This window comes from Paeniglutamicibacter sp. Y32M11 (assembly GCF_019285735.1).
Classification (GTDB): domain Bacteria; phylum Actinomycetota; class Actinomycetes; order Actinomycetales; family Micrococcaceae; genus Paeniglutamicibacter.
The window spans coordinates 3,292,423-3,316,033 of sequence record NZ_CP079107.1 but is presented as its reverse complement, the minus strand read 5'-3'; the positions used below and the strand labels follow the sequence as shown (position 1 = coordinate 3,316,033).

Below are 23,611 nucleotides of genomic sequence, written 5' to 3'. Positions count from 1 at the left end.
CTTGGGGAAGACCTACGGAACACACCGAGGGGAATGCTTAGTGCTTGAAGCCGGGCAGATCAACGCTCATCCGCGGGGCGATGAGACCTGCCACGGCGGTGAAGAGCGAGAGGAAGATCAGCATGGCGGCCGCCGGCCACCAGTGGTTGGATGCCGCGGCGACCAGTGCGGTGGCGGCCAGCGGGATGAACCCGGAGATCATGCCGGCGGTGTTCTGTGCAAAGCCCACCCCGGTGTAGCGGGTCTTGGCCGGGAACAGCCCGGTCAGTACCGTGCCGGAGGCCGCATAGGGCAGCGAGAGCGCGGCGACGGCCAGGGTCATGCCCACGATGACCAGCACGCTGTTGCCCGAATCGATGAGCATAAAGGCGGGCCAGGCGACGATGGCGGAGAAGATGCCACCGTAGGTGATGACCTTGGAGGAACCGAAGCGTTCGCCCAGGCGTCCACCGAGGATCAGGACCGGGATCTCCACCACTGCGGCAATGATTCCGCCGAGCAGCATCAGTGAGCTTTCGTATTTCAGGACGTTGACGCCGTACCAAACCACAAACGCCGTCACCAGGTAGAAGCCGCCAATGCCGAGCATGCCCGCGGCCATGCCGATGATGATCTGCTTCCACGATTCGACCAGCGTGGTGCGGATCGGGGCCTTTTCGGTCTCGCCCTTCTCCATGAGTTCCTTGAAGACCGGGGACTCATCCAGGCGGCTACGGATATACAGGGCCACCAGCAGCATCGGGATGGCGGCGAGGAAGGGGATGCGCCAGCCCCACGCGTCGAAGTTTGCCTTCGAGAGCCAGATGGTCATCAGGAAGAAGCCGCCGGAGGAGAGGATGGTGCCGATCGGGGAGCCGATCTGTGGCAGGGCTGCGTAGCGGGCGCGGCGGTGCAGTGGCGCGTTTTCTACCACGATGGTCATGGCGCCTGACCATTCGCCGCCCACAAACAGGCCCTGGGCGATGCGCAGCAGTACCAAGAGGATGGGTGCGGCGATGCCTATGGCGGTATAGGTCGGCAGCAGGCCGATCAGCCCGGTGATGATGCCGATGCCGACGATGGTGACCATCAGCGTCTTGCGTCGCCCGATCTTATCTCCCATCACGCCGAAGATCATGCCGCCGATGGGGCGAGCCACGAGTCCCACGCCGAAGGTGGCGAAGGCTGCCATGGCCGCGGCCGTGGCGTTCTGGCTCGCGAAGAACTGAACGTTGAAGATCAGCGCGGCTGCCGCGCTGAAGAGGAAGAAGTCGTACCACTCCATGGCCGTGCCAATGAGTGCGCCGATGGCAACCTTGGTGGCCTCCTTGTCGGAGATTTGCCGGGTTGCACCCGCTTCGAGTGTTCCAGTGTGCGTCATGGGGTTTTTCTGCCTGAATCTCAAGTGGAGGAGGGCCGATACTTCGCTGCGCGCCATCCGGGGAATGTGAGGGACGTTATTTATCTTCCCAAGGATCATCGGTGATGTAGCGCACTTTTTACAACGAGTTGCGCATCACAAACAGTGCAAAAGCACATAATATGAGGTCATGTTAACGCCAGATTTCTCAGAAATAACGGAAAGCCACCAAAGCGACGAGGCAAGGCGCTGGACCGCTTTACTGGATCGGCTGGACGTGGGGAAGCTGACCCATGAATTTGTACAACGCCTGAGTACCATTCCCAGCTACGCCAACTCCCCGCTGCCGGTGAGCGAAATCATGCGCACCGGCGGTGCATCATTTGAGGCGTTGATCGTGGCGATGAAGGTTGAACACGACGAGCCGGATTCCCTGCGTGAACGTGACGCCATTTCCCTGGATGTCGGGGTCACCAGGGCGCGGGCCGGAGTGCCGATCGAGGCGCTGATGACGGCGATCCGGCTGGACTTCTCGATCCTCTGGGAAGCCATCACGTCATTGGCGCGCACCGAGGATGCGCTGCTGCTGGTGCGGCACACAGCCCGCGTGTGGGAGGTTGTGGACAGTTACGCCGGCGAAACCCAACGAGCGTACGTGCGGGAGGCGGCAAGAATTCAAGCCGAAGCCGCGAGCAAACGACAGGAATACCTCGCCACACTCTTCAGCGAACGCAATCTCTCGGCCACCGCTCTGGAACGCATTGCCCAGGAACTGGGACAGCCACTGGATACAAGGTACGTGGTGGTGGCAGCGCTGAGGGAGCAGATTCCTGCCCTGCGGCTGGCTCTGGCGAATGAACGAGCCAGCAATAAGGTGTACACCTATTCGGTATCGGATGCCTTGATCGTTTTTTACCCCGTCGATGCCCGGGCCGGCTCCGAAAGTCTGCGCCTCAGCTCACGGATTGAAACGCTGAGCTGCGGAGTGGTTTCCGAGTTCTGCAGCTTAGAGGATATTGGGAAGGCCTCACAGGTGGCGAGAGCACTGGCCAACCTCCTGGAGCCGGCCGAAGAAGGCGCCATGACATGGAGTCGTGGCTGGGCGCGGATGGCTAAACTGGCGCTCGCCGAGGCTGGGGCACCGGGGCTGGGGGAGGTTGATCGGGCCCTGGAACAATGCGGAACCACCGAACGTCGACGGCTCACCGAGGCCGTGCACGCCTACCTACGCACCGGCAGTGTTGCTCATGCCGCGGATGAACTTTTCTGCCACCGAAATACGCTGATGAACCGGCTCAAGCGTTTTGCCACACTCACCGGAGTCGACCCAACCATTCCGCTGCAGGCGGCTCGGCTGGTGGTCGGTTGGTCATAGCGGAGGGGCGGGACGAAATGAGCGAAACATTCGGGTCAGCAGAGAAGCCTGCGTGGTCGCGGTTGTATTAATAGGCATGAGTGTCGTGTCGGTGGGCACAGTTGACGGTGGCGGCCCCGTCGCTTCCCGGTGGATGATGAGGTGCACCTTCTCCGGGGCGATATTTATCAAACCCCCATAGGCTTGTCGCGGATTTTGCTAAGAATAATGTTCACGACGCCAATGGCATAGCGTAGTTGATGTAAACCTGATCGGGTATCCGCACGCTCCTGAGAAGTTAACAACTCCCATACAGTCCTTAAAATGCACCCGCTAAAAGGTAAGAGGTAAGAGGTAAGAGGTTAAACGTTGACGCATCCGCTCGTGATCGATCTCCGAGGAATCTCATCGGCACCCGGTGGGCCAGTACTCGATGACGGTGGAAGTCCAGCGGGGTATTTCTCCGGAGCTGCTGGCCTGCTCGGCATCGATATATGGAACGACACCGTCAAGAACTACTTCCGACTCGAGGAAGCTGAGTATTCAAAAGCCGGTTCAGGATCTTTGGCTTGGGTCCAAATCGGAATCGGACCAGGTAGCCCGCCGTTCTCGTCATTGGGACTTGCCATGCATGGCGTAGCTGCGGCCATCCGAGCGCATGAGGACTGGAACGTCGAGGCGTACTTGATGCAAATCCCGCGCGACTTGGCAACCGATTCTGAAATAGCTATAAGTCAGGCACGAGAAACGTTTGTTCTCGGTAAGCCAGCAACTCAAAATGCTTCAGTCAATATCGAACTTTGGGCTCATCCACTTCTTGTGCTTGAGGTGGAGGGTTTGGTGAACCTGCTCCAGTATTACGTTGATCCAGATGGGCCCATCGTACGGGCACAACTTGCGGTGGCGGACTCCGATTTCAAGCCTCATGAAGAAAATCTCTTGTGGTCCCAGTATCTGGCGTGCAAGGTCCGTGTAAATTTTGCGGTAACCATGTGGTCGCCGGAGCTGGTGGCATGGCTTTCACAATTGATGATCTTGGTGGCGAGGGAAAATATGGTTGGCCAGAAGGAAATCTTGGTCGGGGTTTCACTCGTGCTTTAGTGCCTGAGATGGTCCGATTTTGGGATCCGTTCGTATCGAGTACGTCGATGTTTATCGAGCAGCACTTCGTACTGTCTAGTGCCCCGCACTATTGCAGCTATTTTGCGTTGACACGGTGCTGACTAGACATTTTCGCCTGATCTTGGGGGACGGATCATGAGATGCGATCGAGCCTCACACATAGCTGGACACCGATAACGAGCAATCAACTCTGCTCATACGTAATGTCGGCAAATTCCCTAGCCTGAGGCAGTATGCGATCCTTGCGAGCAGTTTCGGACACAAGGATTCTTCGAATGCTAGGTTGGTGGCATGCGGACGTTGCGCGGGGCCGGGATCGGCTTGATCATCATGATCGCTGTGGCACTTGCGGGGTGTTCGGCACCGGCCGTAGAGAGCCGACTCGATGAGTACCGGGACCGGGCCGAGCAGATCCACGCGGACATGCTCGACCATGTGCCAGGGAATAGCGCATTCGAAGACCACGTGACCTCCCAGCCGCAGTTCGGCGAGCCCCACCTGTTGGGCGGTGGGCAGCGCGACACAGCCTTCTGGACAACCTGGTCTACCGTCGAAGTCACTGCAGATACGATGCCCGCTGACGCGGCCGGCGCGGTAGGCGCATCCCTCCTAGACCGGCAGTGGACCGCGGAGCCGACGGTTGACCAAGGTGGGACGATGTCGTTTATTACGGTCTATCGTCTCGGTGAGCCTGATGGCGAGTGGATCGTGCAGATCTCGTGGCCCGCCGACGCCGCAGATCGCCGCATATCATTGTCGGTGCAGAGCCCGCTGACCGTCCGTGGCGACACGTCGCGGACTGATTTAGCTGGGCAACAGGGGCCATATCTACGTTGACACCGCGCTGGCTAAAGACGACCGTCGGCGCGTGCCTGTTCGACTTCCTTCCGGGTGGCGCTGCCATACCTTTCACCATTTGGCATTTTCACTGTGACTTTTTTGAGCGAAGAATTGTCTTTCATGATTCTGTGCATGACCTCTTGAGCCATCGAGTCGAGTTCAAAGTAACGACCGCGCTCCGGTCCATGCAAAATAACGTTCATGTACTGCTCCACCGTAATGACAAGTTCACCGTTGACACCGGGCTCGAACGTATCGATGTAGTAGTGCGGAAAGGTAATGGCATCGGGGCACTGCGCGGACTGGGTTTCAAAAAACTCGATCATCAGAGCATTGGCCCATTCCTGCCCGTCGCTATCTACCGCAGGCATTTTCCAGACTTCGCAGTTCTTATCGAATGCCGCCGAGGGACGTCCGGCTTTGAGCGCCGATTCCAACACCTCATCGGCGCTTCTGACCTTCACCTGCTCCACCGTTTTCGCCGTTGCTTCCACGGTTGTGGGAACTGCAGCGGAAGCTTGTGTGGACGGTCCTGGGGTGTTGGAGCATCCCGCGAGCGCGAGCGCGAGCACGAATAACGTAGTTGACAAGGGGAATCTTTTCACCGGATGGGTCCTAACGTGGCTGGCTCTCAAGTTGAGTGTAGCCAATTGCTAGGACCGATTAAGCCGGGTGAGGACCTTGTCGTATCAACGTCGTTCCCTCCGGCTGGGAGGAAGCCTAGGCTCAAAGCAGCCTGCACACATCAGGGGATGGCTTGGCCGTCTTCTTCCCTAGAACGTGCTCGCCGTGGCGTAGACGCCGCCAGATCGATCCGTGGATAGTGCTTGTCCGGTTCTCGGTTCGTCATAGCGGGGGATGGGGTACTAGATTGTCTAAATGCCACAAGCTACCCCTATAACCGTCTCCATCACACGGACGGTATTGCCCGAACATCATCGACGTTTCAACGCCTGGGTCCAGGCGGGTCAAGACCTGGCTCGCGAATGGGACGGTTACCTAGGATCCGGATGGATCCGCACGTCTGCGAATTCCAATGAATGGCACGTGCTCTACCGGTTCTCCTCGGCCGCAACGCTGGCAGCGTGGGACGATTCAGAGGAACGCCGCTGGTGGATTAACAGCGCGTCAGAGCTGGTAGAAATTACCAAGGTTGAGCACCGCACCGGGATCGAGGGCTGGTTTGAGCATCCCGGGGAAACCACCGTGAATATTTCCGAAACGGTAGTTCCCCCGCGCTGGAAACAAGCGGTGTCCATCTTCTTGCCGTTCTTCCCGCTGAGCCTGCTCGCCAACCTCTTGCTGGTGCCGCACCTGCGCGCTTGGCCGGTGGTCCTAGTGGTCTTACTGACCACTTGCATCCTCACCCCGCTGATGACTTATATTTTCCTGCCGGTCACCACACGCTTACTGCGTCCCTGGCTCAGTAGGCCGCGGCGTCCCAAACGCGACTAGTTTCCCAGACCCGACTCGATCGCCGCGATGATGGCCGGGTCATCCGGTTCAACCTTCGGGCGGAAGCGTTGAGTCTCCCCGGTGGGCAGGATCAGGAACTTCTCGAAGTTCCAGGTGACGCGCCCGGCCTTCCCCGCGGCATCCTTGGTCTTCTTCAGCTCGGTGTACAGCGGGTGAGCGTTCTTGCCGTTAACGCGTACCCGGTCTAAGACCGGGAAGCTCACGCCGTAGGTGCTCGAGCAGAATTCGGCGACGGCCTCATTGCTACCCAGCTCTTGGAGGAATTGGTTGCTGGGGAAACCGAGCACCGTGAAACCGCGTTCCCCATAGGTCTTTTGCAAGGCTTCGAGCTTGGCGTATTGCGGGGTGAGTCCGCAGCGTGAGGCGACGTTGACGACCAAAACCACTTGGCCTGCATAGTCGGCGAGGGAAGTGGTTTGCCCGTCCATCGTGGAGATGGGAATGGTGGTGATGTCCATACTTTCTTCAGCACCGTGCGGCGCCGGTCCATTCCCGAACGATCAATGTTTTTTGCGAATTTATTCGTTTTGCACCACAACAAGCGCGGTCGGTCAGTTTCCCGTGGGGGAACTGACCGACCGCGCTTGTTGTAAGAGTGGTACTAATTAGCCGCGCAGGTGCCGGCGATTGCGGATCATGATGACCGCCGGGATCAAAAGCAACAGCAGCGGAATCAACAGCAACAGGGCGCTGGGGCTGCTACCGATGCTGGAAGCTGCCACGGCCTGAGTGCTGGCTTCCAGGCGTGAGGTGCCGCTGGCCAATTGGGTGGATCCCTCGTTGAGCGAGCTCAGCCCGGTGGCGAGCTGCGAATTGCCGTCGGCCAACTTGGTTGCACCCTCATCAAGGGCGGTGGCACCGATGGAGAGGGTCGAGGTGCCCTTGCGCAATGATTCGAGGCCAAGGTCCAGAGATTCGGTTCCTCCGGCGAGCTTGGCCGCTCCGGCATCCAGATCCTGCGCGCCACGGGCGATCTTGCCATTGCCCGCGGCGAGACTTTGCGCGCCATCCTTGATCTTGTAGGCACCGGCAGCTGCCGATTCGGCACCCTGAGCCAGCGCGGGAGTTTTGGTGGCCAGCGTGGAGGTGCCGGCGGCCAAGGTCGAGCTGCCATCCTGCAATTTCTGCGTTCCGGTGGCCAGCTTCTTGCTTCCGTCGGCCAACTTCGCGGCACCCTGATCAAGGGCGGTGGCACCGGTTTCCAAGGCAGAGGTGCCGTCGGCGAGCTTGGTTCCGCCGGCCGCCAGTTTCTGCGCGCCGGTGTTGAGCTTGCCCGTGCCCTCGCTCAGTGCCGTGGTTCCCTGTGCGAGGGAACCTGCACCGGTGCTGAGCTTGGTTGATCCGGTGGCCAGGGCGTCGGTGCCCTCGGCCAGCGCCGAGGCGCCATTGCCCAGCGAATCTAGTCCCACCAGCAGGCCGGCCTTCTCATCGTTGAAGCCCGCATCAAGCTGCGTGAGTCCGGAATTCAGACTCTGGGCACCGGCGTTCAGGGTGGTGGCGCCGTCCTTGAGTGAACCGATACCCACGCCCAGGGCTTTGGAGCCTTCGCTGAGTTTGCCGAGCCCACCATCGAGCGAGTTGGCACCGGACTTGATGGTCTGAGCACCCGCGTTCAACGCTGTGGTCTGATCTTTGAGATCCTTGGTCCCGGTCTTGAGCTGAGTCATGCCGTCAACCAGCTTGCTGGATCCGGTGGCAAGCTTGGTGGCTCCGGCGGAGAGGGTCGTGGTGCCAGCATCCAATTTGATCATGCCGGCGTTGAGCTCTGTGGCTCCTGCATTCAGCTTCTCGATCTTGTCCTGCAAGAGGCCCACCGGAACTGCCGGGTTCTCCTTGATGAAGGTTGCCAGCTGATCCATCCCATCGGCAAGACGAGTTGAACCAGCAGCCAGTTCGCCCGCCTTGGTGGCAGCGGTCTGCAGCCCACCATCAAGATTCTTGGCGCCGGTTTCCACCGCTACCGAGCCTTCCTGAGCGGCGACAATACCCTCACGTAACGCGGGAGCAGCGCCCGCCAGGGCCTTGGTACCGGCGGCCAGCTTGGTGCTGCCGGTGGCCAACTGATCCGAGCCGTCCTTCAATGCGCCGACACCCTCAATCAGGGCGGGAGCCTTGGCGGCGAGTTCTTCGACGCCGCCGAGCAACTTGTCGCTGCCGTTAGCCAGCGCGTCGGAGCCTGCTGCCGCACTGCTGGTGCCGGTGGCGAGTTTCTGTGCACCGGCGTTTGCGGCCTGTGTGCCGGCGGCGATCTTCTGTGCGCCGTCGTTGGCGGCACCTGCTCCAGCGGAGAGCTGCTGTGCACCGGTGGAGAGTTCTTGGGCGCCGGCATCAACCTTTGAGGTGCCTAGGCCCAGGGCGGAGAGTCCGTCGGAGAGCCCGTGAGAACCGGATTTGAGCGCCTGTGCTCCATCATCCAGTGCGCCGGTTCCGGTCAGCAGCGATGAGGTGCCATCGGCCAATTTAGTGGAACCTGCACTCAATGATTGTGCACCCGTATTGGCGCTGCCTGCTCCGGTGGCCAACTTGGAAGCCCCGGAGTTCAGCTTGTCCGCTGCCGCATCAACCTTCTGCGTTCCGTCGACAAGCTTGTCCACGCCCGTGGCCAGGGTTCCAGCGCCGTCGCCGAGCTTGGTGGCACCGGCCGAAGCATCAACTGCACCGAGCAAGAGCTTGGACGTTCCAGCGTTTAGCTCGGTGGCGCCCTCGGAAAGCCGGGTAGCGCCGCTGGCGGCCTTATCCGTACCGTCAAGCAGCTTTTGTGCCCCGGCCGAGAGTGCCGAGGTGCCGTCGGCCAGTTCGGTGGCGCCGGAGGACGCGGCATTGGAGCCGTCCGCGAGCTTGATGACGCCGTCGTTGGCCTTTCCCATTCCGTCGTTGAGATCCGAGGCGCCGGTTGCCACCTGTGAGGAGAACATGGTGTAGAACGCCAGGAAGGCAACGAGGAATAGGCCGAGCAAAACTGTGATGATCGCATGCAAAAGCGTGTGCCGTTTGGCTGCTAAATGTGCATTCAACTGGACTCCTTGGGGGCGAAGCGTTGGATGGTGCAATGGGAAGATGACCTGTTTTTTGGCGCAGAAAAGCACGCCACGTGTTCATGCGCGGTGGAACGGGAGGAGCTGGCCCGGATTGCGAGCGAGCCCATGGTTCGTTGTGATCTGGATTACAAAAAGGAACTAGAGTCATTGAACCTACTCGCGGGTAAGTTTGCAAGGGGTTTCGAGAATTAACTTACCCACGGGTAAGTTAAGGCCCCCTCGACGCGTGGACTCCTGCAACTAATTCCTGCGCCCGCGCATGACTCCGATTGAGCTGCTGAGCGGCCCCCAGGAAAGGGTCTGGGGGAGTTGATCAAGGAGCGCGTCGCGCAGAATCTGCCTTCGCGCTGCTGTCTCCGTCGAAGCTCTTCTCCTTCGAGTGATGGTGTGATCTGCTGAAGGCAACGGGAATTGCCGGCAACCGGGAATGACGCCCACGCGAGGCGGATCAGTTGTTGGTGCGAATCATCCCGAACGTGGCCACATACGGTGCCAAATGGCCGGAGCTTCTGATGTCGTTGCGCCCCTAAGCTGTAATTGAACACCGACCCAGACCTGGAGGAACGAATGCTGTTGGCCGTCATGCAGGCGCAGGCGCAGGTACTCGATAGCGCGGCGAATCTTGCGGCTATCGAAAAGGCTGCCCAATCCGCAGCCACGGCCGGGGCAGAGCTCTTGGTGACCCCGGAGCTCTTTGTCGTGGGTTATGCACCGCGGAAATTACGCGCCGAACTGGATCCAGCTTCGCTTCCGGGACTGCACGATGCCTTGGGGCAGATCGCCGCCCGCCACGGTATAGCCCTCGTCTACTCCTTGCCGGCGATTACGGGAAACCGTTGGGAAATCACCTCGACATTTGTTGATGAAAACGGAAACCCACGCGGCAGCTACGTCAAGGTTCACCTCTTTGGCGATGCCGAAAAGGAAGTATTCAGCCCCGGAACTCAACCCGCGACCATCATTGACTATCGAGGGTTGAAGCTGGGCATGATCATTTGTTTTGATCTTGAGTTCCCGGAAACGGTGCGTGCCGCAGCCGTGCACGGTGCCCAGGTACTTCTGGTCCCCACCGCGCTGGGTCGTGGCTACGATTCGGTGAGCAATACCCTGGTGCCCGCTCGCGCGATCGAATCGCAGCTTTTTATTGCCTACGCCAACCACACGGGCGTGGAAGACGGTTTTGCCTTGGGTGGCGGCAGCGTCATCGCCGACCCGTTTGGCAACGTCCTGGCCAGTGGTTCACCGAACGCTGAGCTACTTTTTGCACAGATTGATCCGCAAACTTTGACCGCCGCCCGTACAGAGATCCCGTACCTGAGTGATCGCCGCCCAGACCTCTACCAAGCATGGGGCATCTGAGGCGCTACCGAGACTCAGGGCAAGAACCTTAAGGCGAGGAACAACTCGTAACGCACCTCGGCCCGGGCAAGATCCAGATCCAAGATCTCACTGATCGCGGTGATGTGGCGCCGCACCGAGTTGCGGTGCATATCGATGGCCGTCGCCGTGGCATCCCAGGATCCATGCGCGTCCAGCCACGCTCGCAGCACCTGCAAATATAGGTCTTGTCGTTTGGCGGGCAGTTCCAACAAATTGCCCAGTAGCGACTGGGCCAGTTGCCGGCTAGCCGCCTGGGGCAGGAGTGCGGCAAAGGACTGCGGCAGGCTCTCGGCGCTGAGACTGCGTCCCTCATCAAGTAAACGCGGCACCAATCCGCGGGCTTCGGTGGCCATCTCGCGCAGGCCGGCGGCCAGCGAAATCCCTGGCCCCTCATGCTGAAGCTGATCTATCGGCCGGCTAAAGGCCGCCCAGTAGCCGGCGGCCTCGATGCGATGGATCACCTCGCGGCTGGGCTCGGCGCGCGTAATGGCCGTGAGTCGACCCTCGGAGTGAACCACCAGTTTGGTTTCCAATAACGAACGGAAACGGGTGAGGGCGTGGCCCGGATCGTGCGGCGCCGAGTCGGGGCGCGGGATGGCGAGCACCACTCGCGGCGCTCGGCGTGCGGAACCTGCGAGGGAGCCGTTAAAAAGTTCGAGGGCTTCGGCGTCCAACGACTCGGAGCCATCAAGTAAGAGCGCGGTGGCCAACTGTGTGGGAGCGAAGGAACCGATCACCCGTTGGCGCGCCACCACCTCCAGCAGTCCCAGCGCGGTGGACATGAGGTTGTGTTCAGCGGATCCCGGCTGGTGCCCGAAGCTCAGCTGCAACACTCCCAACAATGGCGGAACCCGCGACCCCCTCGGTGCCGTCGGGCGGATGGGGAAAGCCAGATGGTGTTGCCCGGCGGATTCGCTCAGAACTAGCTTGGGCCCCTGCGGGTCGGCCGCCTGCGCCAGTAGCGACTCCAGCTCCAGGCCCTGGAGGGCGGATTGGCCAGCGGTGGTGGCGAAATATCGTAGGCGCCCGCCGGCATCAAGTAATTGCACCGCCGCCGTCGCCCGTTGGGCGAGCACCGTGATAATTTCTTGCTCGGGGTTTTCGCCGCTGACACAACGCATCAGCAGTCGATTGGCGTCGGCGTTCTGCCGCATCATCCGCGCGCTATCGGCCTCCATGAGATTGGCAAAGGCCAGCCCGATCGCCGCGAAGGGCAGCGTGCCGGGAATTTGCCACAGCGGAAGGTCCAGCTCGCGACAGGCGGTGATGAGCGTGGGTGGAACGGTGGAGAAGTAGGGGTCAAGTCCAAAACCTAATGCCGAGACATTTGCCGCCACCAGACGGGCGACAAATTCGTGGACCGCTTCGGCGTCGTTGATCCTGTCCAAGAGGGGGAACCCACTGGTCAGGATCAGTTCGTGGTCCACCAGATAGGGGGTGGGGTCATCGATGTCGCTGGGTTCCACCCAGCGCAGTGGCCTGTCTCCGGCATCGTGGAGCACGGTGATTCCGCTGGGAAGCTGGCGCAAGAACCGGGTCAGGGTAATGGAGTCCCAGGGTCTGGCGAAGTCGAGGTTCGGGCTGGATGCGGATTCGTCCTTCGGTGCAATTTGTCCCATGCTGAACAACTTTAGTTCAATTTGGCTCGGCGTGAGATTGAGGTCACACGTTTAAGCTGGGAACCGGAAAGCGCTAGAAACCGTTCAACCAAGGATTCGCATATGCAAACCACCACCGATACCGGACAGCGTGCAACGCTGCGCCTCGGTCAGCAGCTGAAGCGCCAAAAGTCGATCTCCTCGATGGCCCGGGAGGCCGAGGACAACGGCGGCAACGGCACCATGCGCCGCAGCCTGGGGCTGATGCAGCTGACCATGATCAGCGTGGGCGCGACCATGGGCACCGGCATCCTCGTGGTGCTCGGAGCCACGGTTCCGGTGGCCGGACCGGCCATCTGGATCTCCTTTGTGCTGGCCGGTGTTACGGCACTCTTCTCCGCCTTCTCCTATGCGGAAATGGCGGGCATGGTCCCGGTCTCCGGCTCCAGCTACTCCTACACCTACGCCACCATGGGTGAGGGAATCGCCTGGGTCTGCGGCTGGTGCCTGGTACTGGAATACGCCGTCTCAGTCGCCGCCGTGGCCGTGGGCGCCGGAGAATACGTCAACGAGGCGCTGCACACCCTGGGCCTAGAAATCCCCACCGCGCTGGCCGGCGGACCCAGTGAGGGCGGCGTGGTGAACCTGCCGGCCCTGATCGTGGTGCTGCTGGCCACGCTGCTGCTGGCCCGCGGGGCCAAGGAATCGGCCATCGTGAACACCACGGTGGTCATCATCAAGACCTGCATCCTGGTGTTCTTCTCCATCGTGGCCTTCACCGCCTTTGATGCCGGGAACTTTGAGCCGTTGCTGCCCATGGGTGCCGCGGGTGTCACGGGCGCCGCCTCGATCGTCTTCTTCTCCTACATTGGCTTTGATGCGGCATCAACCGCCGGCGAGGAAGCCATCAACCCCAAACGTGATCTTCCCAAGGCCATCCTGCTCTCGATGATCATCGTGACGGTGGCCTACGTTTTGGTAGCGGTATCCGCCATCGGCGCCCGCGACTGGACCTGGTTCGAGGGTACCGAGGCCGCACTGGTGCAGATCATCGGTGAACTCACCGGACAAAGCTGGATCGTGCTGCTCTTTGCCATCGCCGCGGTGCTGGCCATCGCCTCCGTGGTGCTCACGGTACTCTACGGTCAAACCCGCATCCTGCTGACCATGTCGCGTGACGGCCTCGTTCCAGCGATCTTCTCCCGCGTTTCGCGGCGTACCGGCACCCCGGTGGCCGGCACGTTTATTACCGGTGGCATCGTGGCGATCACCGCCGGGTTCATTCCGCTCGGTGCCCTCGCCGAGGCCACCAGCATCGGCACACTCTTCGCCTTTGCCCTGGTGGGCGTCTCGGTCATCTACCTTCGCCGCAAGCAGCCACACGCCCCACGCACCTACAAGGCGCCGCTGTACCCGCTGACCCCGATTCTGGGCATCGGAGCCTGCCTGTTCCTGATGGCCAACCTGTCCTGGCACACCTGGCTGGTGTTCGGGATCTGGATGCTCGTCGGGGTGGGACTCTACCTCGGTTATGGTCGATCTCGATCACGTCTGGGCGCCCTGAGTAAGGCGCAGTACATTGAAAGCCATACGGGCGATTCCTAAGCTTTCCTCGCTGTCGCGAACCATTTTTTAGCTATAACCAGAAGGACGCAGGACGATGAACAATTTGCCGCAGAGTGATGGCACGATCAACATGCTGAACCCCGACTTCCCCTTTAACTACGATCTTTTCCTGGCTCATCCGGCCGGTCTGGGCAGTGTTCCGCCGGAACTCTACGGCACGGAAGTTGCCATCATCGGCGCCGGACTCTCCGGATTGGTCACGGCGTACGAGTTGATGAAGTTGGGCCTCAAGCCGGTCATCTACGAGGCCGATCAGATTGGTGGACGGCTGCGCACCGCCAGCTTCGCCTCCGCACCGGAGATCACCTGTGATCTCGGGGGCATGCGCTTCCCGGTCTCCAGCAAGGCGCTGTACCACTACATCGATTTGTTGGGTCTGGAAACCTTCGACTTCCCCAACCCGCTGGCCGCACCGACCGACTCCACGGTCATCGAGCTCAAGGGCAAAAAGGTCTACGTGGAAAAGGAGGGAGACCTGCCGGCCTTCTTCCACGAGGTCGCCGATGCCTGGAAGCGGGCGCTGCGCGAGGACGCATCCTTTGATGAAATGCAGCGGGCCATCAAGTCGCGTGACGCGCTCGAGGTCAAGCGGATCTGGAACTCGCTGCTCGAAGAATTTGATGAGGAGAGCTTCTACGGCTTTATCGCCAACTCCGCGGCCTTCAAGGAGGCCGGCTTTGAGCACCGCGAGGCCTTCGGCCAGGTCGGCTTCGGCTCCGGTGGCTGGGACACCGACTTCTCCAACTCCATCCTGGAAATCCTGCGGGTGGTCTACACCGACGCGGATGATAATCACCGCGGCATCACCGGGGGAGCGGCGAAGCTGCCCCACGGGTTGTGGAACCACGCACCGCAGGACCTGGCCCACTGGCCGGCCGGTACCACCCTGGCCTCGCTGCATGCCGGTGCACCCCGCGGGGCGGTGGCCACGATTCGCCGCTCGGACGAGCCAGGATTTAATGGCTCCACGGCCATCGAGATCACCGAACAGTTCGGCCGCACCCACACCTACCCGGCCGTGGTGTCCTCCGTGCAGTCTTGGTTGCTCTCCACCGGGATCGACACCGAGGAAGATTTGTTCCCCGCCGAACTCTGGACGGCGATCGAGCGCTCGCACTACATGCAGTCATCCAAAACCTTTGTGATGGTGGACCGCCCCTTCTGGAAGGACCGGGACCCGGTCACCGGTGAGTTCCTGCTCTCCATGACCCTGACGGATCGACTGAACCGCGCCACCTATCTGCTGGATAATGGCGATGACGCCCCGGCCGTCATCCTGCTCTCCTACACCTGGAATGATGACGCCCTGAAGTGGCTCGCCCTCTCGGCCGAACGCCGCATGGAGCTGATGCTGCATTCGCTGGCGAAGATTTACCCCCAGGTGGATATTCGCAGCCATATCGTCGGTCAGCCGATCACCGTGTCCTGGGAGGCCGAGCCGCACTTCATGGGGGCCTTTAAGGCCAACCTGCCCGGCCACTACCGTTACCAGGAACGCCTCTACACGCACTTTGACCAGCGTGAGGCCCCGGCCGAACACCGCGGCATCTTCCTGACCGGTGACGACGTGTCCTGGACCGCGGGCTGGGCCGAGGGCGCAGTGACCACGGCACTGAACGCGGTCTGGGGCGTGCTGCGCCACCTCGGCGGCGAAGACGCCGCGCAGAACCCGGGCCCCGGGCAATTCCTCGCCGAACTCGGTCCGCTGAAGCTTGATGAAAACGTGAGTGTGCGGAACTAGTTCTGCCGGCCGAGCGCGGCGCCTGCGCCGCCGCGCTCGGAGTTGGCGCTAGGCTCAAACCATGGTGAGATTTCTGATTCTTGCGTTGTTGTCCCTGCTCGGCTTCATCACGATCATCGCCGCCTCCCTGGGGCCCGGTGGCTGGTGGGTGATCGCCGTGCTGATGGTGGGCCTGCTGGGGCTGGGCATCCACGACGTCATCCAGAAAAAACACGCCATCCTGCGCAACTACCCGGTCCTGGGGCGGATGCGCTTCCTCTTTGAATCCATTCGCCCGGAGATCCAGCAATACTTCATCGAACGCAATACCGATGGCCGCCCCTTTGACCGGGACACCCGCTCACTGGTTTATGCACGCGCCAAGGGCGCCGATAGCCACAAGGCCTTTGGCACCGAACGTGACGTGAACGAGGTCGGCTACGAATACCTCCTGCACTCCACCGTTCCGGTAGAGGTCAGCGCCCAGCAGCACCGGGTTCGCATCGGCGGCCCGGACTGCACCCAGCCATATGAGATCTCGCTGATGAACATCTCCTCGATGAGCTTCGGGGCGCTGTCCAAAAATGCGGTACTCGCCATGAACAAGGGCGCCGCCATGGGTGGTTTTGTCCACGAAACCGGTGAGGGCGGGCTGGCGTCCTACCACCTGGAACACGGGGCGGACCTCTTCTGGGAGATCGGCTCGGGATACTTTGGCTGCCGCGATGAGGCCGGTAGATTCGACCCGCAAATCTTTGCCGTCAAGGCCGCCAACGAGCACGTTAAGGGGATCACCATCAAACTCTCCCAGGGCGCCAAGCCCGGACTGGGCGGGGTCTTACCGGCGGCGAAAATCACCCAAGAAATTGCCGAGACGCGTGGGGTGCCGATGGGCATTGACTGCATTTCCCCCGCCTCGCATTCGGCCTTCTCCACGCCGATCGAGCTGATGGAGTTTGTGGCCAGACTGCGCAAACTCTCCGGCGGCAAACCGGTGGGGTATAAATTCTGTGTTGGTTCACGTACCGATGTTCTGGCCATGTGCAAGGCCATGCTGGACACCGGGATCACCCCCGACTTCATCACCATCGATGGATCCGAGGGCGGCACCGGAGCCGCCCCTCTGGAGTACGAGGACCACGTGGGTACCCCGCTGACCGAGGGCCTGATGCTGGTGCACAACGCGCTGGTGGGTTGCGGGCTGCGCGCCAAAATCCGACTCGGCGCCGCGGGTAAGGTTGCCACCGGCTCGGACGTGGTCAAACGGCTGATTCAGGGGGCCGACTTCACCTTCAGCGCCAGGGCCATGATGATGGCCACCGGCTGTATTCAGGCGCAGAAATGCCACACCAACGAATGCCCGGTGGGTGTTGCCACCCAAGATCCACGGCTCTTCCGCGCGCTGGACGTGGTGGACAAGGGCAACCGGGTCTACAACTATCACAAGCTCACGGTGCAGGAAGCCGCCCAGCTGATGGCCTCGATGGGCGTGAGTGATCCGGCCCAGCTGAACACCAGGATGTTGCGCCGCCGCGTTGATCAGCTGACCACTCGCAGCTACGCGGGTCTGCACCACTGGTTGGCGCCCGGCGAATTGCTGGCCGATCCGCCGCGCGGTTGGGCCCCGGACTGGGCGGAGGCTGACGCCGACACCTTCGGCGAACACGCGCCATTGCCCTGGCCCACCCCGCGTGAACCCACCGAGCGTGAACCGGCCCCGGTGGTCACCGGAACCGTGAGCCCGGCACGGGTGGAACCCAAGGATTCGACCCACCATACGGTCGCCCCGGTACACCCCGCGGCTGCGCGGCCGGAGGGCAAACTTGCGCCACAACAGGACGTGTAGCTCCCGCCGATGCGCCGGGATGCCGCCCGGCTTGGGATAATGGCATTTATGGCCCCCAAAAACCCCGTCGCCGGCATCGGTTTCCCGTCCGTGCTTGCCCACGGCTTTTTATTGCAGGGGTCGATCTTTTTGGTGCGGCCAGCAACCTCCTACAAGGCGCTGGAGCTGGGGGTAGATCCGGGGCTGCTGGGCCTGGTGGTGGCGAGCTTTTCCATCCTGCCGGTGTTCCTTGCCGTCATGATTGGCCGGGCCGCGGATCGCGGCCGGGAGAAGAGCATCCTGTTGGTGGGTTCAGCGCTGCTGATCATCCCCGGTGCCGGATTACTTTTTGCTTCGCCCACCCTGCCGGCGCTGCTGGGCTGGAATCTGCTCTTGGGTGTGGGACACCTGATGAGCCTGATCGGTGAGCAAAGTCGGCTGGCCTCGGCCCGTAACCGGAACATGGATCGAGTCTTCGGGCTGTACACGACCGTGACGGCCCTGGCCCAGGCCGTGGCCCCGTTGTTGCTGGGTGTACTGGGCGGGAGCGCGGTAGCCCCGGATACCTCACTGCTGATGCGCGCCTACCTGGTGGGAGCCTTCGGGGTGCTGGCGGCCAGCATCTTTATGGCCAGGCACCCGATCGGTGTGCCACGCGGTGAGCTCAAAAAACAAGTGAAGCTGCGCACCGCACTGAACGTTGAACGTTCGGCCCGCCGTCCGCTGATCGCCTCGATCACGCTGAGCATGATGGTGTTATGCACCGTTGACCTCTTGCAGGTTTATCTTCCGGCGTTGGCCGTGGAACGCGGCATCTCCACCCAAACCGTCGGGCTATTGCTGGCGGCACGAGCCGGTGCCACGGTGCTCTCCCGGCTGGGGTTGGATCACCTGGTCCGCAGATTTGGCCGGGGCACCCTCATGCTTGTCTCCACTGGTGCGGCCGCGGTTCTGGTGGCGCTGCTGGTGGTGCCGCTGCCGGTGATCGCGATGGCCGTGGCGTTGGTATTGGCCGGCCTGGCGCTGGGCATTGGACAACCATTGAGCATGAGCGTGGTGACGCTGATCGCCCCGGAGGGCACCCGCGGCACGTGGATGTCGATTCGATTGCTGGGCAACCGGTTAGGACAGTCGGTGATTCCCGTGGGCATTGGCATCTTTGCCAGCACCTTGGGTGCCGGCGGAGCATTTGCTGCCCTTGGTACTGCCATGGGCGTGGTGACCCTAGCCTCCGTGGTGCCGCTGCGTTCGCTGAAGAACTAAGGGAGCTTCGGTTCCCCTCGACTAGATGCAGCATCGTGGGTGCCGCCATGACTGCCGTCAACCTCTTCATCCTCACCAAGTGACGGCGGTGTTGCCGCTACAACAGGACGTTGATCTGGGTTTGGATCTCCTGCGTGAGCTCAGCAACGGTCTTGGTGGCATTGGCGCTGGCTGCCAGTGTCAGGAACATGATTGCGGAGATGAAGTGTGCGAGCGTGACCGCGTTCTCGGATCCAAAGCGCTGATCTGACTGCAAGACGATGTAAATGGCCACCTCGGACTGGGACGAAAGGGCCAGACCGAGGTGGTGGCGTTCCTCATGGTCGCCAAAAACCATTTCTTTCAGGTAGGGCCGGCCATTGTCGACTTGGGTGCGATTGCATTCCACCACCGGAACGAGGATCGCCATGATCGCCTCTAGAGTATCGTTGCTGGGCGAAGCGGCGTTGCTGCCCTCGGCCCGTGCGTGGGCATAATTGGAGTTTTGCTCTAGATAGGAGTAACTCGCCCTTCGACCGTACGTAGTGGAAAAGGGTTCCGGTGCCAATGTCTGCCTTGTCGGCGATTTGTTGTGTGGTGATCTCACCGGCTCCCTGCTCGGCAAAAAGCTCGCTGGCGACGACGATGATTCGCTCGAGCTTGGCCTGCTTATTTCGCTCGCGGCGGCCGATCAGATTTGGGGCGGCTGACATTTTGCGCGGTCAACTATCGGCCGACAAGACATGGGTTTTTGGTTTTCCTGCATACGATACCCGTCGACCACGTGGGAGTGTGGATTTGTCAGGTGGGCATAGACAGTGACTGTTCAGAGTCGAATAATCATGTCGGTAATCGAACATTTGGTTTCACAGCGCTGAACTTTTGCACCGGCTCGTACTGTATCGAGCGATGCTTAGATATGGTCCTGGCGGCCAAACGCCTGTGCCACCGACAACAGCCGGTGGCACAGGTTTCACTCAGTAGTTAGCGATCGGGCTTCCCGTTTATAGCCGGGCTGCCCATTTCTGGGTTCCGGCAAGCTTGTAGGAGCTGTTCGAAGCCTTCGTGGTGACTGTGACTTTCCCGGTGTATTTGTGGGTGCCTGCTTTTTTCTTGACCCCGTTGATGTAGTAGGTGACGCCCGTCTTAGCCGGGATCTTGACGGTGTTCTTGGAGGCGTTGAAGACAGGCTTGGCGGGTGTGACGGAGTTTCGGTTGTCGAACTTCCACGACGTGGTTCCGGTGAGCTTGTAGGAGCTGTTCGCGGTCTTGGTGGTGACGATTCCCGTGCCGGTGTACTTACGGGTTCCGGCCGTCTTCTTGACCCCGTTGATGTAGTAGGTGACGCCCGTCTTGGTTGGAATCTTAACGGTGTTGGCCGAGGCGCTGAAGGTGGGTTTCGTGGGCGTAACGGAGTTTCGGTTGTCGAACTTCCACGACGTGGTCCCGGTGAGCTTGTAGGAGCTGCTTGAGGTCTTGGTTGTGACGGTTCCCGTGCCGGTGTATTTGTAGGTGCCCGCTTTCTGCTTGACCCCGTTGACGTAGTAACTGACGCCCGTCTTGGTCGGGATCTTGACGGTGTTCTTGGGGGCGTCGAAGACCGGCTTGGCGGGTGCAACTGCCGTGCGCAGGTCGTACTTCCACGTCTTCGCCGCGACCACGTAGTTCGCCGCAGCAGCCTTGGCGGTGACCGTCGTGGCGGTCGTGACCTTATGTGTGCCGGTTGCCTTGAGGATGCCGTCGATGTAGTAGGCGACCCCGGCGACACGTGGGATGGCGATCGTCTTCGCGGAGTAATTGACCGAAGGCTCGGTCGCTGTCGCAGACTTCTTGGACAGATCAAAGGTCCAGGACGTGCTCCCGGTGAGCGTGAATCCGTCCTTCGCCACGGCGGAGATCGTCACCTTGGTGTAGCCGGAGGAATAGGTTCCTGCCGCCTTGGTGCTCCCGTTGACGAGATAGGTGACCCCGCTGGTGGTGGGCACAGTGTAGCTGCCGGTCGTGGCGTCCGATGTCGGCGCTGCGGGGGTAACTCGAACCGTTGCGGTGGCGATCTTCGAGGTCGGGGTGCTGGCCTTCGAGGTGGTGGCGTAGCCGGGCTTGGAACCGGTGACGGTCACGGTGATCGTCTTCCCGGCGTGGGCCGGGGTGAGGTCCAGGGTGTTTTGTGTGGCCCCGTCGATGTTGGTGTCGTTGGCGGACCACTGGTAGGTGAGTTTCACGTCTGTCGGTCCCCAAGTGCCCGGGACGGCGGTGAGGGTTTTGCCGACGGTGGTGGTGCCGGTGATGGTCGGGACAGCGGTGCTGAGGTTTGCGGTGGCGATCTTCGAGGTTGGGGTGCTGGCCTTCGAGGTGGTGGCGTAGCCGGGCTTGGAACCGGTGACGGTCACGGTGATCGTCTTCCCGGCGTGGGCCGGGGTGAGGTCCAGGGTGTTTTGTGTGGCCCCGTCGATGTTGGTGTCGTTGGCGGACCACTGGTAGGTGAGTTTCACGTCTGTCGGTCCCCAAGTGCCCGGGACGGCGGTGAGGGTTTTGCCGACGGTGGTGGTGCCGGTGATGGTCGGGACAGCGGTGCTGAGGTTTGCGGTGGCGATCTTCGAGGTTGGGGTGCTGGCCTTCGAGGTGGTGGCGTAGCCGGGCTTGGAACCGGTGACGGTCACGGTGATCGTCTTCCCGGCGTGGGCCGGGGTGAGGTCCAGGGTGTTTTGTGTGGCCCCGTCGATGTTGGTGTCGTTGGCGGACCACTGGTAGGTGAGTTTCACGTCTGTCGGTCCCCAAGTGCCCGGGACGGCGGTGAGGGTTTTGCCGACGGTGGTGGTGCCGGTGATGGTCGGGACAGCGGTGCTGAGGTTTGCGGTGGCGATCTTCGAGGTTGGGGTGCTGGCCTTCGAGGTGGTGGCGTAGCCGGGCTTGGAACCGGTGACGGTCACGGTGATCGTCTTCCCGGCGTGGGCCGGGGTGAGGTCCAGGGTGTTTTGTGTGGCCCCGTCGATGTTGGTGTCGTTGGCGGACCACTGGTAGGTGAGTTTCACGTCTGTCGGTCCCCAAGTGCCCGGGACGGCGGTGAGGGTTTTGCCGACGGTGGTGGTGCCGGTGATGGTCGGGACAGCGGTGCTGAGGTTTGCGGTGGCGATCTTCGAGGTTGGGGTGCTGGCCTTCGAGGTGGTGGCGTAGCCGGGCTTGGAACCGGTGACGGTCACGGTGATCGTCTTCCCGGCGTGGGCCGGGGTGAGGTCCAGGGTGTTTTGTGTGGCCCCGTCGATGTTGGTGTCGTTGGCGGACCACTGGTAGGTGAGTTTCACGTCTGTCGGTCCCCAAGTGCCCGGGACGGCGGTGAGGGTTTTGCCGACGGTGGTGGTGCCGGTGATGGTCGGGACAGCGGTGCTGAGGTTTGCGGTGGCGATCTTCGAGGTTGGGGTGCTGGCCTTCGAGGTGGTGGCGTAGCCGGGCTTGGAACCGGTGACGGTCACGGTGATCGTCTTCCCGGCGTGGGCCGGGGTGAGGTCCAGGGTGTTTTGTGTGGCCCCGTCGATGTTGGTGTCGTTGGCGGACCACTGGTAGGTGAGTTTCACGTCTGTCGGTCCCCAAGTGCCCGGGACGGCGGTGAGGGTTTTGCCGACGGTGGTGGTGCCGGTGATGGTCGGGACAGCGGTGCTGAGGTTTGCGGTGGCGATCTTCGAGGTTGGGGTGCTGGCCTTCGAGGTGGTGGCGTAGCCGGGCTTGGAACCGGTGACGGTCACGGTGATCGTCTTCCCGGCGTGGGCCGGGGTGAGGTCCAGGGTGTTTTGTGTGGCCCCGTCGATGTTGGTGTCGTTGGCGGACCACTGGTAGGTGAGTTTCACGTCTGTCGGTCCCCAAGTGCCCGGGACGGCGGTGAGGGTTTTGCCGACGGTGGTGGTGCCGGTGATGGTCGGGACAGCGGTGCTGAGGTTTGCGGTGGCGATCTTCGAGGTTGGGGTGCTGGCCTTCGAGGTGGTGGCGTAGCCGGGCTTGGAACCGGTGACGGTCACGGTGATCGTCTTCCCGGCGTGGGCCGGGGTGAGGTCCAGGGTGTTTTGTGTGGCCCCGTCGATGTTGGTGTCGTTGGCGGACCACTGGTAGGTGAGTTTCACGTCTGTCGGTCCCCAAGTGCCCGGGACGGCGGTGAGGGTTTTGCCGACGGTGGTGGTGCCGGTGATGGTCGGGACAGCGGTGCTGAGGTTTGCGGTGGCGATCTTCGAGGTTGGGGTGCTGGCCTTCGAGGTGGTGGCGTAGCCGGGCTTGGAACCGGTGACGGTCACGGTGATCGTCTTCCCGGCGTGGGCCGGGGTGAGGTCCAGGGTGTTTTGTGTGGCCCCGTCGATGTTGGTGTCGTTGGCGGACCACTGGTAGGTGAGTTTCACGTCTGTCGGTCCCCAAGTGCCCGGGACGGCGGTGAGGGTTTTGCCGACGGTGGTGGTGCCGGTGATGGTCGGGGTTACTGCGGTGAGCGGGGCTGCGTCCGTCACGGTCACTTGTGCGACATCTTGAAAGAATGTGCTGTTCCCCGGGTAGTCGACGAGCGGGAATAGCACGAATGTCCAAGTTCCGGTAAAGGATCCCTTGTTCACAACTACTTCGTGTTCCCAGATGCCGTCACGGTGATCACCCGAAACAAGAGTCATACCCCCAAAGCCGTACTGCTGGCCACTCGGATGCTCCAGTAGAACTGTCGGAGAATGCACCCCAGTCTCGTCTGTAATGCGCAACCGGAGATTAAATTTCGCTGGTTCATCATGCAGATTGGCGCTTGTGGGAGTTGCAGAAACCTCAATAATCTTGGGAGGGTTTTTCTCCGTGGGTGCCGATTCGTTTGCGACCTGAACGGTTCCCACATGGCTGAATTGCCCCATGTTGCCGGGGAAATCGGTCAAGGGAAACATTAGGAAGCTCCACGCGCCAGCTCCGGCACTAGCTGGCAAGTCAACGCTCTTCTTCCAAACGCCGTCGGATGCTGTACCCGCGACCAGAGACATCGAGCCAAAACCCACGCTCTGAATGCTCTCAGAATGTTCGAACTGGACAGTGGGCGC

General features: G+C 61.4%; 18 protein-coding genes. 10 read left to right on the top strand and 8 right to left on the bottom strand.

Annotated elements, in window-relative coordinates; translation table 11 throughout:
* Nucleotides 1-37: 37 nt before the first annotated feature.
* Nucleotides 38-1,360, bottom strand: coding sequence for an MFS transporter (locus KUF55_RS14670; RefSeq protein WP_218817069.1), 1,323 nt, complete (start codon nucleotides 1,358-1,360; stop codon nucleotides 38-40).
* Nucleotides 1,361-1,616: 256 nt separating this feature from the next.
* On the opposite strand from KUF55_RS14670, the gene KUF55_RS14665 reads away from it, so the two are divergent.
* From KUF55_RS14665 to KUF55_RS14655, 3 genes are all read left to right on the top strand, one after another.
* The gene (locus tag KUF55_RS14665) at nucleotides 1,617-2,714 is read left to right on the top strand and encodes a CdaR family transcriptional regulator (RefSeq protein WP_218817068.1); all 1,098 of its coding nucleotides are present in this window, start codon (nucleotides 1,617-1,619) and stop codon (nucleotides 2,712-2,714) included.
* 348 nt (nucleotides 2,715-3,062) lie between these two features.
* Nucleotides 3,063-3,794 carry a hypothetical protein gene (locus KUF55_RS14660; protein ID WP_218817067.1) on the top strand — a complete coding sequence of 244 codons (732 nt, stop codon included), beginning with the start codon at nucleotides 3,063-3,065 and terminating at the stop codon, nucleotides 3,792-3,794.
* A 312-nt stretch (nucleotides 3,795-4,106) separates the two neighbouring features.
* Nucleotides 4,107-4,652, top strand: a complete 546-nt coding sequence (locus tag KUF55_RS14655) for a hypothetical protein (protein ID WP_218817066.1) — start codon at nucleotides 4,107-4,109, stop codon at nucleotides 4,650-4,652.
* Nucleotides 4,653-4,663: 11 nt separating this feature from the next.
* Here KUF55_RS14655 and KUF55_RS14650 read toward each other — a convergent pair whose 3' ends face one another.
* Nucleotides 4,664-5,245, bottom strand: a complete 582-nt coding sequence (locus KUF55_RS14650) for a hypothetical protein (protein ID WP_132359461.1) — start codon at nucleotides 5,243-5,245, stop codon at nucleotides 4,664-4,666.
* 289 nt (nucleotides 5,246-5,534) lie between these two features.
* On the opposite strand from KUF55_RS14650, the gene KUF55_RS14645 reads away from it, so the two are divergent.
* Nucleotides 5,535-6,110: an antibiotic biosynthesis monooxygenase gene (locus tag KUF55_RS14645; RefSeq protein WP_132359460.1), complete on the top strand. Its 576-nt coding sequence runs from the start codon at nucleotides 5,535-5,537 to the stop codon at nucleotides 6,108-6,110.
* On the opposite strand, the gene KUF55_RS14640 is transcribed toward KUF55_RS14645, so the two are convergent.
* Nucleotides 6,107-6,589 carry a glutathione peroxidase gene (locus KUF55_RS14640; protein ID WP_245325597.1) on the bottom strand — a complete coding sequence of 161 codons (483 nt, stop codon included), beginning with the start codon at nucleotides 6,587-6,589 and terminating at the stop codon, nucleotides 6,107-6,109. The two genes, KUF55_RS14645 and KUF55_RS14640, sit on opposite strands and share 4 nt — an antisense overlap.
* A 147-nt stretch (nucleotides 6,590-6,736) precedes the next feature.
* Nucleotides 6,737-9,145, bottom strand: a complete 2,409-nt coding sequence (locus tag KUF55_RS14635) for a hypothetical protein (RefSeq protein ID WP_218817065.1) — start codon at nucleotides 9,143-9,145, stop codon at nucleotides 6,737-6,739.
* Between the two features lie 561 nt (nucleotides 9,146-9,706).
* Here KUF55_RS14635 and KUF55_RS14630 point away from each other — a divergent pair.
* Entirely contained in the window at nucleotides 9,707-10,528 is an 822-nt protein-coding gene (locus KUF55_RS14630; RefSeq protein WP_370630918.1) for a carbon-nitrogen hydrolase family protein, read from the top strand.
* A 14-nt stretch (nucleotides 10,529-10,542) separates the two neighbouring features.
* On the opposite strand, the gene KUF55_RS14625 is transcribed toward KUF55_RS14630, so the two are convergent.
* Entirely contained in the window at nucleotides 10,543-12,168 is a 1,626-nt protein-coding gene (locus tag KUF55_RS14625) for a PucR family transcriptional regulator (RefSeq protein ID WP_132359456.1), read from the bottom strand.
* Nucleotides 12,169-12,270: 102 nt separating this feature from the next.
* Between KUF55_RS14625 and KUF55_RS14620 the strand changes: the two genes are divergently transcribed.
* From KUF55_RS14620 to KUF55_RS14605, 4 genes are all read left to right on the top strand, one after another.
* On the top strand, nucleotides 12,271-13,752 hold the full coding sequence (locus KUF55_RS14620) for an APC family permease (protein WP_218817064.1): 1,482 nt from the start codon (nucleotides 12,271-12,273) through the stop codon (nucleotides 13,750-13,752).
* Nucleotides 13,753-13,807: 55 nt separating this feature from the next.
* On the top strand, nucleotides 13,808-15,514 hold the full coding sequence (locus tag KUF55_RS14615) for an NAD(P)/FAD-dependent oxidoreductase (protein ID WP_255557071.1): 1,707 nt from the start codon (nucleotides 13,808-13,810) through the stop codon (nucleotides 15,512-15,514).
* Nucleotides 15,515-15,575: 61 nt separating this feature from the next.
* Nucleotides 15,576-17,339, top strand: a complete 1,764-nt coding sequence (locus tag KUF55_RS14610) for an FMN-binding glutamate synthase family protein (protein WP_218817063.1) — start codon at nucleotides 15,576-15,578, stop codon at nucleotides 17,337-17,339.
* Between the two features lie 48 nt (nucleotides 17,340-17,387).
* Nucleotides 17,388-18,581 (top strand): MFS transporter, encoded by a 1,194-nt coding sequence (locus KUF55_RS14605; RefSeq protein ID WP_218817062.1) that lies wholly within the window; start codon nucleotides 17,388-17,390, stop codon nucleotides 18,579-18,581.
* Between the two features lie 97 nt (nucleotides 18,582-18,678).
* On the opposite strand, the gene KUF55_RS19100 is transcribed toward KUF55_RS14605, so the two are convergent.
* Both KUF55_RS19100 and KUF55_RS19095 read right to left on the bottom strand, forming a co-directional pair.
* The gene (locus tag KUF55_RS19100; protein WP_370631000.1) at nucleotides 18,679-18,990 is read right to left on the bottom strand and encodes a hypothetical protein; all 312 of its coding nucleotides are present in this window, start codon (nucleotides 18,988-18,990) and stop codon (nucleotides 18,679-18,681) included.
* Nucleotides 18,899-19,162 (bottom strand): helix-turn-helix domain-containing protein, encoded by a 264-nt coding sequence (locus KUF55_RS19095; RefSeq protein WP_370630995.1) that lies wholly within the window; start codon nucleotides 19,160-19,162, stop codon nucleotides 18,899-18,901. Before KUF55_RS19095 ends, KUF55_RS19100 begins: the two co-directional genes overlap by 92 nt.
* Here KUF55_RS19095 and KUF55_RS19090 point away from each other — a divergent pair.
* Nucleotides 19,106-19,270: a hypothetical protein gene (locus KUF55_RS19090; protein ID WP_370630999.1), complete on the top strand. Its 165-nt coding sequence runs from the start codon at nucleotides 19,106-19,108 to the stop codon at nucleotides 19,268-19,270. The genes KUF55_RS19095 and KUF55_RS19090 overlap by 57 nt on opposite strands.
* 294 nt (nucleotides 19,271-19,564) lie before the next feature.
* Here KUF55_RS19090 and KUF55_RS18955 read toward each other — a convergent pair whose 3' ends face one another.
* On the bottom strand, nucleotides 19,565-23,053 hold the full coding sequence (locus KUF55_RS18955) for a hypothetical protein (RefSeq protein ID WP_218817061.1): 3,489 nt from the start codon (nucleotides 23,051-23,053) through the stop codon (nucleotides 19,565-19,567).
* Nucleotides 23,054-23,611 lie beyond the last annotated feature (558 nt).